Source organism: Mesorhizobium sp. B1-1-1, assembly GCF_006442955.1.
In the GTDB taxonomy this organism is placed as follows: Bacteria; Pseudomonadota; Alphaproteobacteria; order Rhizobiales; family Rhizobiaceae; genus Mesorhizobium.
This window is the reverse complement of sequence record NZ_VFWW01000002.1, coordinates 230,726-247,175: the sequence shown is the minus strand read 5'-3', so window position 1 is coordinate 247,175 and position 16,450 is coordinate 230,726. Positions and strand designations below refer to the sequence as shown.

The 16,450-nt window shown below is 63.1% G+C and carries 14 protein-coding genes; 6 read left to right on the top strand and 8 right to left on the bottom strand.

The window, feature by feature from the left end; all coding sequences use genetic code 11:
• Window positions 1-20: 20 nt before the first annotated feature.
• The 4 genes from FJ986_RS04195 to FJ986_RS04180 all read right to left on the bottom strand — a co-directional run bounded on the left by FJ986_RS04195 (window position 21) and on the right by FJ986_RS04180 (window position 4,609).
• Window positions 21-974 (bottom strand): ABC transporter permease, encoded by a 954-nt coding sequence (locus FJ986_RS04195; protein ID WP_140524777.1) that lies wholly within the window; start codon window positions 972-974, stop codon window positions 21-23.
• A gap of 3 nt (window positions 975-977) precedes the next feature.
• Window positions 978-1,940, bottom strand: coding sequence for an ABC transporter permease (locus tag FJ986_RS04190; RefSeq protein ID WP_140524778.1), 963 nt, complete (start codon window positions 1,938-1,940; stop codon window positions 978-980).
• 9 nt (window positions 1,941-1,949) lie between these two features.
• Complete coding sequence (locus tag FJ986_RS04185) at window positions 1,950-3,461, bottom strand: sugar ABC transporter ATP-binding protein (RefSeq protein ID WP_140524779.1); 1,512 nt, start codon at window positions 3,459-3,461, stop codon at window positions 1,950-1,952.
• Window positions 3,462-3,529: 68 nt separating this feature from the next.
• A complete protein-coding gene (locus FJ986_RS04180) occupies window positions 3,530-4,609 on the bottom strand; it encodes a substrate-binding domain-containing protein (protein WP_140524780.1) in 1,080 nt (359 codons plus the stop codon).
• Window positions 4,610-4,931: 322 nt separating this feature from the next.
• Here FJ986_RS04180 and FJ986_RS04175 point away from each other — a divergent pair, with 322 nt between their 5' ends.
• On the top strand, window positions 4,932-5,582 hold the full coding sequence (locus FJ986_RS04175) for an SGNH/GDSL hydrolase family protein (RefSeq protein ID WP_140498346.1): 651 nt from the start codon (window positions 4,932-4,934) through the stop codon (window positions 5,580-5,582).
• Between the two features lie 81 nt (window positions 5,583-5,663).
• A complete protein-coding gene (locus FJ986_RS04170; protein ID WP_224646902.1) occupies window positions 5,664-6,734 on the top strand; it encodes an ROK family transcriptional regulator in 1,071 nt (356 codons plus the stop codon).
• Here FJ986_RS04170 and FJ986_RS04165 read toward each other — a convergent pair.
• Window positions 6,728-7,522: a class I SAM-dependent methyltransferase gene (locus FJ986_RS04165; RefSeq protein ID WP_226880421.1), complete on the bottom strand. Its 795-nt coding sequence runs from the start codon at window positions 7,520-7,522 to the stop codon at window positions 6,728-6,730. The two genes, FJ986_RS04170 and FJ986_RS04165, sit on opposite strands and share 7 nt — an antisense overlap.
• A gap of 283 nt (window positions 7,523-7,805) precedes the next feature.
• Between FJ986_RS04165 and FJ986_RS04160 the strand changes: the two genes are divergently transcribed.
• Window positions 7,806-9,350 (top strand): alpha/beta hydrolase, encoded by a 1,545-nt coding sequence (locus FJ986_RS04160; RefSeq protein WP_140524781.1) that lies wholly within the window; start codon window positions 7,806-7,808, stop codon window positions 9,348-9,350.
• Window positions 9,351-9,509: 159 nt separating this feature from the next.
• On the opposite strand, the gene FJ986_RS04155 is transcribed toward FJ986_RS04160, so the two are convergent.
• Window positions 9,510-9,968 (bottom strand): cytochrome c, encoded by a 459-nt coding sequence (locus FJ986_RS04155; RefSeq protein WP_224619145.1) that lies wholly within the window; start codon window positions 9,966-9,968, stop codon window positions 9,510-9,512.
• 191 nt (window positions 9,969-10,159) lie between these two features.
• Window positions 10,160-11,746 (bottom strand): acetylserotonin O-methyltransferase, encoded by a 1,587-nt coding sequence (locus tag FJ986_RS30695; RefSeq protein ID WP_246681761.1) that lies wholly within the window; start codon window positions 11,744-11,746, stop codon window positions 10,160-10,162.
• 135 nt (window positions 11,747-11,881) lie between these two features.
• Between FJ986_RS30695 and FJ986_RS04145 the strand changes: the two genes are divergently transcribed.
• The gene (locus FJ986_RS04145; RefSeq protein ID WP_140673482.1) at window positions 11,882-13,318 is read left to right on the top strand and encodes a PLP-dependent aminotransferase family protein; all 1,437 of its coding nucleotides are present in this window, start codon (window positions 11,882-11,884) and stop codon (window positions 13,316-13,318) included.
• Between the two features lie 12 nt (window positions 13,319-13,330).
• Here the strand turns inward: FJ986_RS04145 and FJ986_RS04140 are convergent, their stop codons facing one another.
• Window positions 13,331-14,284, bottom strand: coding sequence for an EamA family transporter (locus FJ986_RS04140; RefSeq protein WP_140665597.1), 954 nt, complete (start codon window positions 14,282-14,284; stop codon window positions 13,331-13,333).
• A 260-nt stretch (window positions 14,285-14,544) separates the two neighbouring features.
• Here FJ986_RS04140 and FJ986_RS04135 point away from each other — a divergent pair, with 260 nt between their 5' ends.
• Both FJ986_RS04135 and FJ986_RS04130 read left to right on the top strand, forming a co-directional pair.
• Complete coding sequence (locus FJ986_RS04135; protein WP_140498351.1) at window positions 14,545-15,501, top strand: AraC family transcriptional regulator; 957 nt, start codon at window positions 14,545-14,547, stop codon at window positions 15,499-15,501.
• Between the two features lie 130 nt (window positions 15,502-15,631).
• On the top strand, window positions 15,632-16,333 hold the full coding sequence (locus FJ986_RS04130) for a nitroreductase family protein (RefSeq protein WP_246681759.1): 702 nt from the start codon (window positions 15,632-15,634) through the stop codon (window positions 16,331-16,333).
• The last annotated feature ends 117 nt before the right edge of the window (window positions 16,334-16,450 follow it).

The following is a 16,450-nucleotide window of genomic DNA, read 5'->3' as shown; positions in this document are numbered from 1 at the left end:
CCGGCTTGCCTTGTTTCGATTCAGGAGGTTCGCACGCGCACTCCGTAGAAGATCGCCGCACCGAGGATGATGACGCCCTGGGCGATGAGCTTGCCGGGTTCGTCGATGCCGAGCACCGTCATCACGACGAACAAAAGCGCGAAGCACAGCGAGCCGAAGAAAGGTCCCCAGACGCCGCCGTCGCCGCGACCGAAGGCGACGCCGCCAAGGATCGTCGCCGCGACTGCCAGGATCGGCAGGTCGAGACCGACGCGCACGCTGCCGACGGCGATTGAACCTGTCTGTACCAGGGCCGCGATCGCCGCGATCAGGCCGGCGAGCGTATGCGCCAGGATGACCGTGCGCTGGACCGGCACGCCGGAAAAATGGGCGGCTTCGGCATTCTCGCCGACAGAGGCCACGTAACGACCAAACACTGTCTGCGACAGAAGCAGCCACACCGCGGCGGTCAGCATGATCCAGAACAGCACCGGCGTCGGAACCGACAGGAACTTCGTGTTGTAGAGGTCGTTGAACAGTCTCGGCACATCGCCGGGTGGATTGCCGCTCGACAGGAACTGCACCAGTCCGACCAGGATGATGCTGACGGCCAGCGTGACTATGACGGCCGACACCCGCCGGATGCCGATCATGAAGCCGTTGAACAGGCCAATGACGAGGCCCGTGGCGAGCGCCAGTACGACGAAGAAGGGCAGCGACGCGCCCGGGAAACTGCCCGACGAGATGAAATAGTTGATCAGCAGGATGATGCCGCCGCCGGAGAGGTCGATCGACTTCACGCGCATGACGACGAGCTGCCCCAGCACGAGAATGCCGAGCGGAACGATCTGCCTGATGAAGATGCCCATGATGTTGAGGTTGAGCATGTTCGGCCGTGCGACCCACAGCGTGGCCAGAAGCACGAGGAAGACAAAGTAGGACGGCGGTATGCGAAGCAGACGCCGGGCGATCGGGTTTGCGAGAACGGCAGTCATCGCTCAGAGCCCCATCTTCTTGCGGGATTGCAGCCCGACCACGGCCAAGAGAATGCCGCCCTTGATCGCCGTCTGGACAAAGGGCGAGACGTTGGCGAGGTTCATGCCATTGGCCAGCAGTGCCATCACAAGCGCGCCGATCACCGTGCCGTGCAGGCTGCCGATTCCGCCTGAAAGCTGGGTGCCTCCAAGTGCCACGGCGGTGACCGTGTCGAGTTCGAAAAGCAACCCGACATTTGGATCACCCGACACGATGCGCCCGGCCAGGAAGACACCGGCAACGGCCGCGAAACAGGAGCAGACCACATAGGCGAGGATGATGTTGCGGCGATCGGAGACGCCGAAATTGCGGGCAGCGCTTTCGGCCCCCGACGCGATGCCGCCGCCGATCGCAAACAGATGCAGGCCGTATCGCGATCCGTAGAGCAGCTTCCAGGCCAACAGCATCACGACGATTCCCCAAAAGACCGGATAAGGAATACCGAGGAAACTGCCTGAGACGGCAGCAATGACGATCTCCGGAACGGTGCCGCCGGAGACGGGACGCAAGATGCGCGTGATGCCAAGGACAATGTACTGCGTCGATAGCGTGGCGATGATTGGATGGACGTTGAAACGGGTGATCGCCAGGCCGTTGATCAGCCCGATGAATGCGGCCAGCACGAAGACCGCCGGGATCAGCACGATCGCCGGCTGGTCGAGCGCCAGCACCGCCGTCGTGAAACTGATGACCGAGCCGACCGATAGATCGAGCCCGCCGACGACCACGACGACGAGTTGTCCGACCGCCGCGATGACCAGCGGCATCGCCTGCGCAACCAGGTTGAAAAGGTTTTCGGCCGTTGCGAACTGCGTCGTCTGAACCGACAGCCACAGCGAAATGAGCAAGGCAACCAACAATGGAAGACCCCATTGGCCCTGCCGTGTGTTCCGGCCACTCACGATGTTGGACAGGCTACGATACATGGAAGGCCCCTAGTGCCGGCGCGCCGAGCCGCCCGTCAGGGCCGCGTCGAGGATCTTGTGCTCCGTCGCCTGTGCTGCCGGCATTTCGGCCACGATTGTGTCGTGGTGGACGACATAGATGCGGTCGCACAGCCCGATCAGCTCGATCGTCTCGCGCGACAGCACCAGCACCGCGCCACCCTTGCGGGTGAAGTCGCGCAGCAGATGGTAGATCTCGGACTTGGCGCCGATGTCGACGCCACGGGTCGGCTCTTCCACCAGGAGAAGATCGAGATCCGCGGCGAGGTAGCGGCCGAGCAGTACTTTTTGCTGATTGCCGCCCGACAGCGAACCGACCGGAGCGGACGGCCCTGTCGCCTTTATGTTCATGACATCCATCATGCGGGCGATGACGCTTCGATAGGGCCGCGCCGGCGCAAGTTCGCGTCGCCTCGAATGCAATCCGATGGCGATGTTGTGGGCGATCGGCAAAGCGAGAAAGAGCCCCTCCTCCTTGCGGTCCTCGGGGACGAAACCGACCTTCAGCTGCTGCAAATGGCGAACGCCTGATGATGTCGAGAGCGGCATGTCGAGCGTTTTGCCGTTGATGGAAATCGTCCCGGCAAAAGGATGGTAGCGGCCGATGAGGGAGCGCAAGAAGCGCTGCTGGCCCTGTCCCTCAAGCCCGGCGAGGGCGACGATCTCGCCCTTGTGCAACGTCAGCGACAGAGGCTGCGATGTCTCGGTGATCCTGAGATTCTCGACGCGCAGGATTTCGCCGCCCCTGTCGCCCGTGCGATCTGGGAACAGGTCCTGGAGTTCGCGCCCGACCATCATGGCGATGAGTTCGTCTGCGGTGATCTCGGACACCGTTCTGGTGCCGACCAGTGCGCCGTCCTTCAGCACCGTCACAGTGTCGCACAGCTCGAAGATTTCCTCCATGCGATGCGAAATGTAGACGATTGCCTTTCCCCTATCGCGCAGGCGGCGGATATTGCGGTTGAGCACATCGACATCGGCCGCGTTGAGCGCCGCTGTCGGCTCGTCGAGAATAAGCACGCCGGCGTCGGCCTGGATGCAATGCGCGATCTCGACGAATTGCCGCTCGGCAATGGTCAGGTTGGAAACGAGTTGCGAGGAGTCTAGCGTGAGACCGAGTTCGCCGAGTGCCTTGGCGGTTCGGCTGTTCATCGCGGAATAGTCGATCGAGCCGAACCGGTTCGTCGGCTCCCGGCCGAGAAACATGTTCTCGGCGATCGACAGATTAGGCAGCAGCGAGTGTTCCTGGAAAACGGTCGAGATGCCGGCATCGAGCGCGGCGCGCGGTGACTTCAGATCGAGCTTTTCCCCATTCATGAAGATCCCGCCGGAATCGGGCTGATACACGCCCGCCAGGATCTTCATCAAGGTCGATTTTCCGGCGCCGTTCTCGCCCATCAGGGCGTGAACGCTGCCGGCCTTCAGATCGAGGGAAACGGAGTGGAGCGCCTTGCTTCCCCCGAATGCCTTCGAAATGTGCGACATCTCGATAAGATTGGCCACTAAACCCTCGCTTCACCACTGGAAGGGCCCGCGGGGACGCTTGTCCACTCCCCGCCGGCCACGGCGTGTCACTTCTTGCCGTAATATTCCTTGAGCTTGTCTTCGGGGAGTTCGCTCGGCCACCAGACATTGGCCGTCAGGTCGTCGCGATAGTATTTCGCGGCCTTGTCCTTGTCCCAGCCATCAGGGTTGTAGACATAGCGCTTGTAGAGTTGCTTGCCCTCGAGCAGGGCTACAGCGGCGCGCACGCCGGCAGCACCCTGGGCCGGGCTGTATTCCGGAGAGATCGACTTGAATCCATCCGTGATCCACTGGCCGAAATAGCCATTGTTGCCCTCGCCCGAAATCGGCGGGATCGGCGTGCCGAACTGCTTGAAGACATCGACGCAGGCGCGCGTCATGTCGGCGCCGGACGACCAGATGCCGTCGACCTGCGGATTGTTCAGATAGAGCGTCTCGCACAGCTTCTTGGCCTTGTCATACTGCCAGTCGCCATGCTCCTCGGCGATGATCTGCACATGCGTGCCCTTGAGCGATTCCAGCAGCCCATTGTAGCGGTTGGTGTCTTCCGGGTGGCCGGCAAGGCCGCGCAGGACCCAGATCTTGCCGTTGTCGCCAACGGTCTTCACCAGCCAGTCGCCCATTACCTTGCCGAAGTGCTCGGCTCCCCCTTGGATTTCGGTGGTGTAGGCATCGGAATCGATGCGGCCGGTGTGAAGGATGACAGGGATGCCGGCGGCGACCGCCTTGGCAATGCTGGCGTTGGCCGACGTGCTGGTCACCGGCTGAACGATGATCGCGTCGACATGCTGGGCGATCAGATCCTCGATATCGGCTACCTGCTTCTTCTGATCGAAGCCGGCATCGAGGAGGATGAACTTCGAGATGCGCTTGTCCTTTGCCGCGGCATTTTCCGCCTCATGCGCGACCTGCACGGTCCAGGTGTTGGCGTTGACGCCGAAGTCGCTCATTCCGATGACCCAAGGGGGATCCTTCTTGAATGCGCCGGCCTCGGTCATGCGCGTGTCGTCGGGGCGCGGCGCGACGCCGTCCATCAGCTTGACATCTTCCGCGTGCGCCAGGGACGTTACGGCAAGCGCTGATACAACGAGCATCCCCAGCCAGACGGTTTTCAGCAATCCTAACATTGAACTCCTCCTTGTGGTTGCTCCGGCCGTACGGACGCGCACGGGCCGCGAGACGCTCTCCCGATGCATGCTTGTCGTCGCGAACCGACCTATGCACGCAATTCTCCCGCCCCCGAACACATGTGTGTCGAGGCCCAATTTCGGCTGGACAATGATGACGGTCGAGAACTCCTCCGGGCACTTTAGAAGCATAGTGGGTTTGACCTGTCAATAGTTAGTCATGTTGAATGACTATTCCGTTGCTTGCCTTTCGCCACTCCGCTATTCATCATGAAGAGCGCTCGTCCTGCACCGGCGCGCGGTCAGTCCCGGCGGGAAAATCATGCGATCAGTCTTGTGCTACGGCGACTCCAACACGCACGGCCAGATCCCCGGCAAGGGGCCGCTCGAGCGCTATGGCCCGGCTGAGCGCTGGCCGGGGATACTGCGCGCTCAGCTAGGCCCCGACTGGTATGTCATCGAGGAAGGATTGAGCGGTCGAACCACCGTCCACGACGATCCGATCGAGGGGGCACACAAGAACGGTAGAACCTATCTCCGCCCCTGTCTGCAGAGCCATGCGACGCTCGACCTCGTCATCATCATGCTCGGCACCAATGACCTCAAGATCCGCTTCAACAAACCGCCGTCGGAAGTGGCTATGGGCATCGGCTGCCTTGTCTACGACATCAAGGAACTGGCGCCCGGTCCGGGCGGCACCACACCCGAAATCATGATCGTCGCACCGCCGCCGATGCAGGACGACGTCAAGGAGTGGAAGTCCATCTTCGCCGGCGCACCGGAGAAATCGCGGCTGCTGGCGCTCGAGTTCGAGGTGCTGGCGGATTCGCTCGAACTGCACTTTTTCGATGCTGGCTCGGTGGTGTCCTGCAGCGAAGCGGACGGATTTCACATCGATGCCGAAGCGCACAGACTGCTTGGCATCGCACTCGCCCGCGCGGTCGATGCGATCGGCTGGAGCCGCTCGACATGAGCAACCATACCGCCGCCCGGCAATGCGCTCTTACCGATGGGGCGACCCTTGCCTGACATGAGGTTTGCACCACCCAATCCCTTGCGCATCGCCGATCGTGCGAGCGGGCTGAACGCGTTGAGCGTGCGCAGCTACAACGAGCGTCTGGTGCTGTCGCTGCTGCTTCAGAACGAGGGCATATCGCGGATGGAAATCGGCGAGAAGACCGGTCTGTCGGCGCAGACGGCCTCGGTCATCGTCCGCTCCCTCGAACAGGAAGGGCTGGTCTCGCAGGGCGAGGCGCAGCGCGGCCGTGTCGGGCCCCCCACCATCCCGCTTTCACTCAACCCGGAAGGTGCCTACGCGGTCGGCGTCGGCTTCAGCCGGCGCAGGATCGACATCGCGCTCATCGACTTCATCGGCACCGTGCGCTTCCACACGCAGTTGCCCGCGGATGAAGCCAATCCGTTTCCGCAAAACAACGATTTGCTTGCGACGATCAGGCAAGCCATGACGAGCCTGCCGGTCGAGGCGCGCAGCCGGGTCGCGGGTATCGGGCTGGCCGTTCCCGATGAGGTCGACGCCATGGCTGCAACCGGCAACGGATCGAGCACGTCCCTGAAGGCTTTGCAAAGCGAGATCGAAGAGCAGATCAAGCTGCCGGTCTTCGTCCAGAACGACATCACCGCGGCGGCCGGCGGCGAGAGCATGTTCGGCGTCGCAAAGCCGCTGAACGACTATTTGTTCTTCTATCTCGGAGCTAGGCTGCAGAGCAGGCTCATCCTCAACCACCAGATCTATAAGGGAAACTCCAGTGCCAGCTTCGATCATGGCCTCATGCGCCTGGAAAGCGAACTGGCCATGCGCGGACGCTCGTCCGAAATCATCTGGAGCAGCAGCCCTGAGTGGCCTGATCTTGGAGAGGCCTACACCGAATGGCTGGGGGAATGCTCAAACCGCCTGAAAGCATCGATCTCGGCGCTGACCCAGTTTGTCGAGTTCAGGACGGTCCTCCTGTCCAGCTATGCGCCGCAGAAAATCGCCAAGGCCTTGTGCGCCGATATCGGCCGGGAATTTGCCGCTGTCCAAGCGTTGCCAGCGCGGGTGACCATCAGCCCGAAAGCCGTCGGCGCAGCCAGCCTGCCGTTCAGCTCGCGGTTTATGATTCAATGATCGGAACGCTGATAACAGAAGGGTTGCAAAGCCCCATCTGAGACGTGGATGCACGCGGTTTGAATGTCGGCTAACTCCGGTGCGAGAAGCTGTCCCTCACGCCATCTTCTGTGACCTCGCGCATCAGGAACGGGATGCCGACGACCGTCATCGGCAATTCCGCGCGGAAGCGGATGTGCGTGGGACCTCGTAATGCACGATCTGGCCTGGGGTGATGGCCCGTCACCCTGTCGGAGCACCGCGACGCCGGCGTAGTGGCTTCCCAATTGCCAGAAGGGCAGCGGGAACCGCCCGCGCTCCTCTTCAACGATGCGGAAGCCCGCCTCTCGGATCAAGTGCAGCGGTTGGCGGTTGAGATGACAGCCGCCGGCGATCTGTCCCCACGGCTTGTTCATCCGCTCCTGCCATCTGCGGCCGCGCGGCCCCTCGGCCTGGCCGTGCTCGATGAAGATCAGCCGGCCCATAGGTTTCAATATGCGGCGGATCTCGGTCAGCGCCGCGTCAGGGTCGGGAATGGTGCAGAAGGCATAGGTGACGACGACCGTGTCGGCGAGGCCGTCGATCAAGGGCAGCCTTTCGCCGCTGGCCCGGATGCAGTCGACGTCGAACGGCAGGGAACGGATCTTCGGTTCGGCCAGGCCAAGCATCGTGCCGTCGGGATCGATGCCGACCAGCCGCTCCACCCTGGCGGCGTCGTAATAGGGAAGGTTCAGGCCGGACCCGAAGCCGACTTCGACGACAATGCCCTGCGCCCGCGGGATCAGGCGCCTTCGCATGCGCGCGAACACGTTTGCCGAACAGCCGGCGTGGACGAGGTAGGGAGCAATGCAACGTGCGTACCAGGAGAGACAGGATTGGCACATGTCTCAGCCTCCTTTCCCTGCGTTCTTGACGCCGATGGGAACGCCACCCCCGGCAATGGCCTCGGACGTGCAATGCTGGCTGAGAGTATTGACCGGTGACATTTCTCGCTCCAAGGAGTCTCCTGATCGGGCCCGATCGGCCCGCCGTCGTGGGATGGATAGAAGGCCGGCGTCCCCTGAACGTCTCCGCTCGGCCGCGTACGGGTCGATGGAAAGATTGGAGTTCCGACTTCTGGGGTTTCCGGAGTTCCGTCTGAACGGGCAGCCCGTGGAGCTCGCCTTGCGCAAGGCGGCCGCGCTCCTCATCTATGTCGCCGAGGCCGGCGGGCCCGTGGCGCGCGAGGTCGCCGCCACGCTTCTGTGGCCCGAAGCCGACGAAGAAGCCGCACGAGCACGCCTTCGGCGCACACTGCATAAAATTCGCATCGCGTTCGGCACGGAGGTCATCGCCGCCACGGGGGCATCCCTCAGCCTACACTCGGCGCTTTTCGTCGAGCTCGACTCCAAGGTTTTCGAGCATGCCTGCAATGTCGGCCCTCTCGATGAGGCGTCCGACATCTATAAGGGCGACTATCTCGGCGGCTTCTCCCTTCGGGATTGTTCGGAATTCGACGAGTGGGTCTTTTTCAGGCGCGAGGCCTTGCGTAGCCGACTGGTGCAGACGCTGGAGCGTACCATCGAAGCGAAGATCGCCGGCGGCGAACCACGCAGCGCGGTCGTGCATGCGACGCGCCTGGCGGCACTCGACCCCTTGAGCGAAAGTGCGCACCGTCACCTGATCCGCGCCCACCTGGCGGCCGGGGACAGGGCGGCAGCCGAGCGCCAGGCCGAAAGCTGTGTCCGGCTGTTACGAGACGAACTCGGCGTAGCGCCGGACCCGGCCACGCTTGCCCTGGTGCGGGAGCCAACTCAAGATGTCACTTTGGACGTGCCCAGGACGCGCTACGTCGAAGTAGACGGCATCCATCTCGCCTATCAGATCGTCGGCAGCGGACCGACGGACATCGTGCTTGTTCCCGGCTTCATTTCGCATGTCGAGCGTATCTGGGAAGACAGACGCTGCCGCGCCTGGATATCAGCGGTTTCGCGCTTGGGCCGCCTGATCCTGTTCGACCGGCGCGGCATGGGACTTTCCGACCGTGTCGGTGTCCGTGCCACAGTCGAAACGACAACGCAGGATATTCTGGCAGTCATGAACGCGGCCGGCAGCAGCCGCGCCTTGCTCATCGGCGCCTCGGAAGGCGGGCCGGGTTGTGTCCGTTTCGCCCTCGATCATCCGGATCGGCTCATCGGCCTTGTCCTGTGGGGCTCGCTCGCGAAAGGCAGCCGCGCGTCGGACTATCCCTTCGCCTTGACCGCCGCGCAATACGATCTGTGGAAGCAGCGGCTGATCGCCGGCTGGGGCGGCCCGGCGGAAATCGAGACCTTCGCCCCCAGCCTCTCCGGAGACCGCCAGGCGGAGACCTGGTGGGCGGGATTGCTCAGGGCAGCCTCCAGCCCCGGCGCGGTCGCGGGTCTGCTCGAAGCGCTGCGTGATACCGATGTCCGTTCCCTGCTCGCAAAAGTCTCGGCCCCGACGGTGGTCCTGCACCGGTCCGGCGACCGCGCCGTGCGCGTCGAGGCAGGGCGGCTCCTGGCCGCCGGGATCCCGGGCGCGCGGTTCATCGAGGTCGCCGGTGACGACCACTGGTTTTGGGTCGGCGACCAACAGCCGCTGCTCGACAGCATCAGCGCGCTTGCACGAAGCAGCTGATGCGCGATTGCGGCGTCAGCCGCCGTCAGTTCCGCGTGTGGAAATGGCTGTGGGACTGACCGCGAATGGCGAGGCCGGCGTGGATGCCATTTTGGCCATGCTCCGGGACGACGCCGGGCGGCGTCGAGCACGACGTCCGGTGGAAGGCCGGTTTTCGGCCTATTTCGGTGCAGCGGCAGCGGTTCCGCCCGGCGGTATGATCCGCATCATGGATCTCGACACCGTGTCGCCAGGCTTGAACGGGACCGGGACCTTGTTGCTTACCGGCTTCACGCTTTGCAGGAACGCCGCGATCGCCATGGCATCGTCCGCTGTGAGATGCGCAAAAGCAGGCCAGGGCATAATCGGCGCCAGGGTGCGGCCGTCCGGCCGCTGGCCCGTCTGGATCGCAGCGACGATCTGCTCCGGGGTCCAGCTGCCGATGCCGGTCTCCTTGTCGGGTGTGATGTTTCGACCGGGAAAGACACCGACGCCAGGTATCTCAAAGCCCACATCCGAGCCGCCAAGAAAACGCGACATATCGGGTTTGCCGAAGAAGTAGCCGGGCGTGTGGCAGTCGTTGCAGCCGGCGATCGTGACCAGGTACTCGCCACGCGCGACCTGCGCGTCGTCGGCCATGGCGGCGTATGATGGAAGGGCGACGACCGAGGCCGTGAGTAATGCGAGACGAACTGACGCTGGAAACATGGTTTTCTCCCTTGGTTTGTTCTTGGCTTCTCCTATGACCTTTGTCGTGCTCCCGTCGGGGGCTGCCGTTACGCAGCCCGGCCAGCCGATTGCGGCGCACCTGATCCGCTCTACGTTGCGCCTTACGGTTTGCGGCCGATCACGGCGCCGTTCGCGGCGGGAGCATCGAACCAGACCGTCTCGACGTGCCTGAATCCGGCTTCCTCGAGCCACGCCGAATACTCGGCCGGGGTGTAGTTTCGTCCTTCCGTCTCGATCAGCATGTTGAGGCTCATCAGCGCGGCCGGCGCCGGGCCGGTCTTTTCATCATTGACGAGAAGCTCGCTGATGACGACCGCGCCGCCGCTTGGCAAAGCCTCGAAGGATCGGCGCAGCAGGGCGCGGTTCTTCGCCTCGTCCCAATCGTGCATGATCATCGACAGGAGATGCACGTCGTGATCCCCGGGAAGCTGTTCGAAGAAATTGCCGTCCGCGGTCTCGATGCGGTCGGTCAAGCCGGCCTCGGCGATCTTTCCCGCGGCGATCGCGGCGACATGCGGCAAGTCGAACACGGTCGCACGCAGCGCCCCATATTGTTTGCAAAGCTCGATGTCGTACGCGCCCGATCCGCCGCCGATGTCCAGGAGGCGGCGGAAATGACTGAGATCCACGGCTTCGCCGAGCTTGCGCGCGGTCATCGTGGAAAGCGAATGCATCGCCTCCCAGAAAAGCGCCAGCATCGTAGGATCCTCGCCCTCGAACATCGAGGATTGCACTGCCGGACCCCATGTGGTTGGCCGGTTCGTGCGCAGCGCCTCTGCAAGCCTTCCCCAGCCCGCATAGAGTCGCTTGTCGGCCATCTGCACGAAGCCGCCGAAGTAATACGGCTTACCCTTCACGAGATAAGTTTCGCTTAAGGGCGTGTTGCGATAGCGGCCGTCCGTTTTCTCCAGGAGCCCAAGTGCAGCGCAGCCGGTCAACAGCATCTCGGCCGGTCGTTGATGCAGGCCGAGCGCTTCCGCCAAACCGGCAACCGTGGTGGCGGCGCCGCTCGCAAGGCGGCTGAAGAGGTCCAACTCGTGCGCGGCGGCCAGAGTCTTGAAGGCCCAGAAACCGGTCGAAAGCGCCATCAGTGGGACAGCGGAAGGAAGCTCTTGCTTGGTGACGATTGGTCGGTCGGCCGCGCGCAGCCCTGTCTCGCCCGGGATCGAACCGGGCTGGTGGGCAAGCGTTGTCGTGCGCGTAGCAGAGCGCTGATGGTTGGGCATGGCACTCTCCCCAAAATGTTGACGGTTGGTTCGCAGCTTCGAGCCGCGCGGTGGTCTCGACGGCGCGGGTTCGAAAATGCCGCCGATCGAATGGTCCACCAGCAAGCGGCGGCGGCCTTGTGCTCGCAAGGCCGCGCCGATGGCGCGAATAGGGTCAGCCGTGGCGACCGGCGTAGGATCGGCCCCGTGGTCCGGCAGATCGATGGCATGGGCCCGAATGTCCCTCAACAGCTCAGGGGACAAATCCGCGATTTCCCGACGTCTTGAGACGGATAGTTGCCAGGTCTTGAGGGCCGCGACTGTGGTTTTCAGCACAGACCAAGGTAGTCGCACGCTCGACGGGTGATGGATTCGAGTCTCCGCTCGAGGCATTTCAGCCTCCCACAGCCAGCCATCCGCTTCTTCCCTTGCCGCCGAAGCAATGGTAAGGAGGCTAGAGGACCGATAGAAGTGCCAATTCATGGATTCTTGGCCAGTCCAATTCAATTTGGCATGACGACACTTGCAAGGCGCTGCCGCTAAGCCGGCAGGACGCAGGAGGACTGGTGGCAGGCTGAATTCCAGTGCCTGCGTCAGACCAATTCCAGTTGCTGAACAATGACGGCCTTTCACATAAGCCTGGTCGGGCGCAAGAATCTCAGCGGCGAGATTTATCGTCAGATACGGCGCGCCGTTCTGGATCGACGGCTGCGGCCCGGCGACCCTCTGCCGCCTGGCCGCGAACTGGCGCGGACGCTTGCCGTGTCCCGTGCCACCGTGACCGTGGTTTATGAACGGCTCGCCGCGGAAGGGTTCGTGACATCCCGGCAGGGGTCTGGGACGTTCATCAGCGAATTGGTCGTGCCGGCCGGGCGAGAAAAGACCGGACGCCGATCTACCGGCGTGCTCCAGCCACGCCAGATCTGGGAGGCGATAGCCCCACCACCCGCATTCGAGCCGGTTCGGTTCGACTTTCACGCCGGGTTTTGCGATGCTTCGCTGTTTCCGCACGGGGCGTGGCGGCGGTCGGTGGTTTGGGCGCTGCGTTCGGGCGAAGCGACCGCCGGCACTTACGAGCATCCCGCCGGACATCACGATCTCAGGGTCGCAATCGCCAGGCACATAGGCATCTCCCGAGGGATCGGGGCGGCTGCGGACGACATCATTGTCACAAACGGTACGCAGCAGGCACTGGATGTCCTGGCCCGCGTCCTGCTGGCACCGGGCGATGCAATTGCCATTGAAGATCCGGGCTACGGTCCTCCGAGGCATTTGTTCAAGGCCTTGGGTATTCGTGTGGTCGGTGTACCGGTGGATCGCCAGGGCCTGGTCGTTGATGCGCTACCGCGCGGAGTCCGAGCCGTGTATGTCACGCCGTCTCATCAATTTCCGCTTTCGGTGACGATGACGCTGCCGCGCCGGCAGGCGCTGCTGGCCTGGGCCGAGCGAAATAACGCGGCCATCATCGAAGACGACTACGACAGCGAGTTCCGTTTCGGGGGCCGTCCCCTCGAGCCGTTGCAGACGCTCGACGCAAAAGGCCGGGTCATCTACGTCGGCTCCTTCTCGAAGACAATGCTGCCGACGCTTCGGCTGGGCTTCATATTGACGCCGCCATCGCTGCGAGCGGCCGTGCACAAAGCGAAATTCGTCAGCGACTGGCATTCATCGACCCCGGCGCAAGCAGCGCTCGCGCGCTTCATCGATGAGGGCGCCTTTGCGCGTCACATCCGTCGGGTGAACGCAATCTACCGGGAACGGCACCAGATCATCGCGAACGCCATCGCCAATGATTTTGCCGATCATCTCGAACTCATCCCATCGACAACGGGGCTCCATCTCACCGCTCTTGCCCGGAAAATGTCGGCGGACCAGATCGCCGAGGTCGCGCGCCGTGCAGCCGATCGCAGCGTCGCCGTCCAGATCCTGTCACGGTTCGCCGTGAACGCCATACCGCGAGCCGGCATCATGCTGGGGTATGGCGCCATTCCGACGCCCCGCATCGAAGAAGGGTTGCATTTGCTGCGCGCCTGTTTCGACAGTGAACCGTCCTGACCTTCGATTTATCTACGCCACGCGTGGTTGAGCTGGCCTGGGTTTGACCACGGTGGCGAGTACGATGCCGGTGACGATGAAGGCCGCGCCGACCAGATCGTAATCGTGCAAGCCCTCGCCGAGCAGCAGATAGGCTAACACAGCGACGAACACCGTCTGCAGGTAGAGCAGCATGCTCGCTCGGCTCGCACCGAGCGTTTCCACGCTTTTATTGTAGAGATAGTACATCAAGGCGCCGCCCGGACCGGCCAGATAGGCGAGCGCGAGAATGCTGTGGACGTCCATGGCGGAGCGTTCGTCGTTGAACAATTCCCACACATGGAACGGCAAGGCGACCAGCGCACCGGCGCCGAGCAGCAGCACGACCATCGGCAGGAGTTCGATGCCGAATTTGGCACGGCGCAAAAGCACGGTGTACAGGCCCCAGCAGAACGCGCTGCCGACGATCCACAGCTCGCCGGCGTTGAACTTGAGTTGCAGCAGCGCCGTCAGGTTCCCGTGGGCAACGATGAAAATCATCCCGGCGAGCGCAACCAGCGCGCCTAGCGACTTCCACAGCCCGAGCGGCTCGCCAAGCACGAAACGGGCGAGCACCATCGTCATGACAGGCGACAGCGCCATGATGATGCCGGCCGTGGTGGCGTCGGTGTCGTTGAGGCCATGGTAGATCATACCTTGGCACAGGGTGAGGCCGATCGCCCCCACCGCGACGACCTCCACGACGCGCGTTCGCAACAGTCCGATCATCGCGTCGTGATGACGGTGCACGATCGGCAGCAGGATGGCGCAGGCAAGCGTCAGCCGCCAGAAGCAGAGGCCCCAGGGTGGCATTTCAGGCGCCACCCATTTGGCCGCGATATAGACGCCAGCCGAAAGCAGCCAGCACAGGACGGCGGCCGGATAGCCGGTCACGGAGGCCACGACCTCGGGTTGCGCGACGTGATGCGCTATCGGCATTGCCTGCATGTCATGCCCTCCCCTTCTATGACGTCGGCCCGATGCGACAATATAGCCTGCGCGGTTGGGTCGTGCATCCGTTTTGAAAGGCGAAAGAAACTGCACTTGGCCGCGGCGCCTGATACAGGCCCCTGTTCCGATCGTGCGGCGCTCGGTGGCTCGCTCGCGATCCAGGCGCGAGCGTAGCCGGGTTTGGAAATGTGAGCGACAGATAGAACCAGTGCACAATTGCGATAAGATGTTTCACCATTTCCGGTTTTCGAGGTCCAATGTCTGAAGTGGACTGGCTCAGCCATCTCTTGCAAATCATCACCGTTACCGGCCAGCTCGAGGTCCGCTGCGCCTACGGTGCGCCGTGGCGCATTGCCTGGAGCAAGGCTGCCGCAAACGAAATTCCCTACCATGTCATCGTCAGGGGCCGGGCCATTTTGGAGGATCCGGACACGAGAGCAGCAAGGGAGCTGGTGAGTGGAGATATTGTGCTGCTGCCTCACGGCGCGGCGCATGTGCTGCACGACGGCAGCGGGCAAATACCAATCCCTACCCAGCAACGGCGGGGGGCTGCCGGATGGATGCTGAGCGAGAATGATGGCCAGGGCGAGCAACTGGATCTGCTGTGTGGGCGATTTTTTATCGCACCACCCCATGATCGGCTGGTCCGCAACTACCTGCCTGCGGATCTGGTGGCGCGGTCCAAGGACGGCGATGAAGAAAACGGCATCGGCTCCGCCTCCAGCCAACTGGCCGGCCTGGTGACGCTGATGCGAATGGAGTCCGCCGGAGACAGAGCCGGAGGACGCGCCATTCTCAACGCGCTTTCTTCGGCCCTGTTCACACTGGTACTGCGCGCGGCGAGCCAATCCGGGAAAGCCCCCGAAGGCTTGTTGGCCCTGGCCGGCAATCCCCGGCTTGCTCCAGCCATTTCCGCGATGTTCGCCGATGCGGCACGGCCCTGGAAACTGCCCGATCTGGCCGAATTGTGCGGGATGTCGCGCGCTACGTTCATGCGCCAGTTCCAGGACAAGCTGGGTCGCTCCGCGCTCGATTTGTTGACCGATCTCCGCATGAGCCTGGCCGCCAACGAGTTGAAGAAGCCGGCGATCAGCACCGAGGCCGTGGCCGAGACCGTCGGGTATCAATCCGTTTCGGCGTTCCGGCGTGTTTTCGCCGAAAGGACGGGGATGACGCCGGGGGAGTGGCGGCGACTGGCGCACAAGGGCGAGTAAGACGCGCGGTCCGGAATCGAGAAAGCGCAATTTGATCCTTTCGCGCATCACATTGAGCTAATTCAGCCTCGAAATAATCACTCTTCCCCGTAGGTTAGGCTCCGCAATCACTTGATAAGGGAGCCATCCAATGAACTGCCTCGCCACCACCGGACCCGCAACCCGCGTAGCCGCCGAAATCTTCGCGCAGACCGGGAAGAGCGAAAACGCTTTCGCGACGAATGCCGTCATCGAAACGATCCTGAGCCGCAGCGCCGCCAAGTACTACGATCCCACTGCCACGTTGAGCGACGATCAGATTCGCGACCTGGTGCGTATCGGCACGTCCGCGCCAACCTCCTTCCACCTGCAGAACTGGCGCTTCATCGCCGTACGCTCGCCGGAAGCCAAGGCACGGCTGCGCCCGATCGCCTGGAATCAGCCGGCGATCACCGATGCGGCCGTGACCTTCATCATCATCGGCAGGCTGGCCGATGCCAGCACCGTCCCAGCCCGCCTGGCGCCCGTGGTGGAGGCCGGCATCATGCCGGCGCACCTGGTGCCGGAATGGGAGATCCCCGCTCGCGGTTTGTATGACGATCAGCCGCAGCGCCAGCGCGACGAGGCGGTACGCTCCGCGACCTTCGGCACCGCGGCGATCATCTACACGGCCCGGTCGCTGGGCATGGGTTCGACACCGATGATCGGTTTCGACGCCGAGGCGGTGCACCGCGAGTTCGGCCTGGCCGAAGACGAAGTGCCGGTCATGCTGCTGACCGTCGGGCCGGAGCGAGCCGGCAACTGGCCGCAGAAGCCGCGCATGCCGGTGGCCGATGTCCTGGAGTTTGCATAATCCCCGGCAACTCCAGATCTTACGGAGACGAGGATGGCAAGAACTGCCGCTCTCGTGGAAGGCGCCGCGCCAATGGCTGATTGCATGAGAGATCGAAAAGTCCTTCCACGCCCGTAA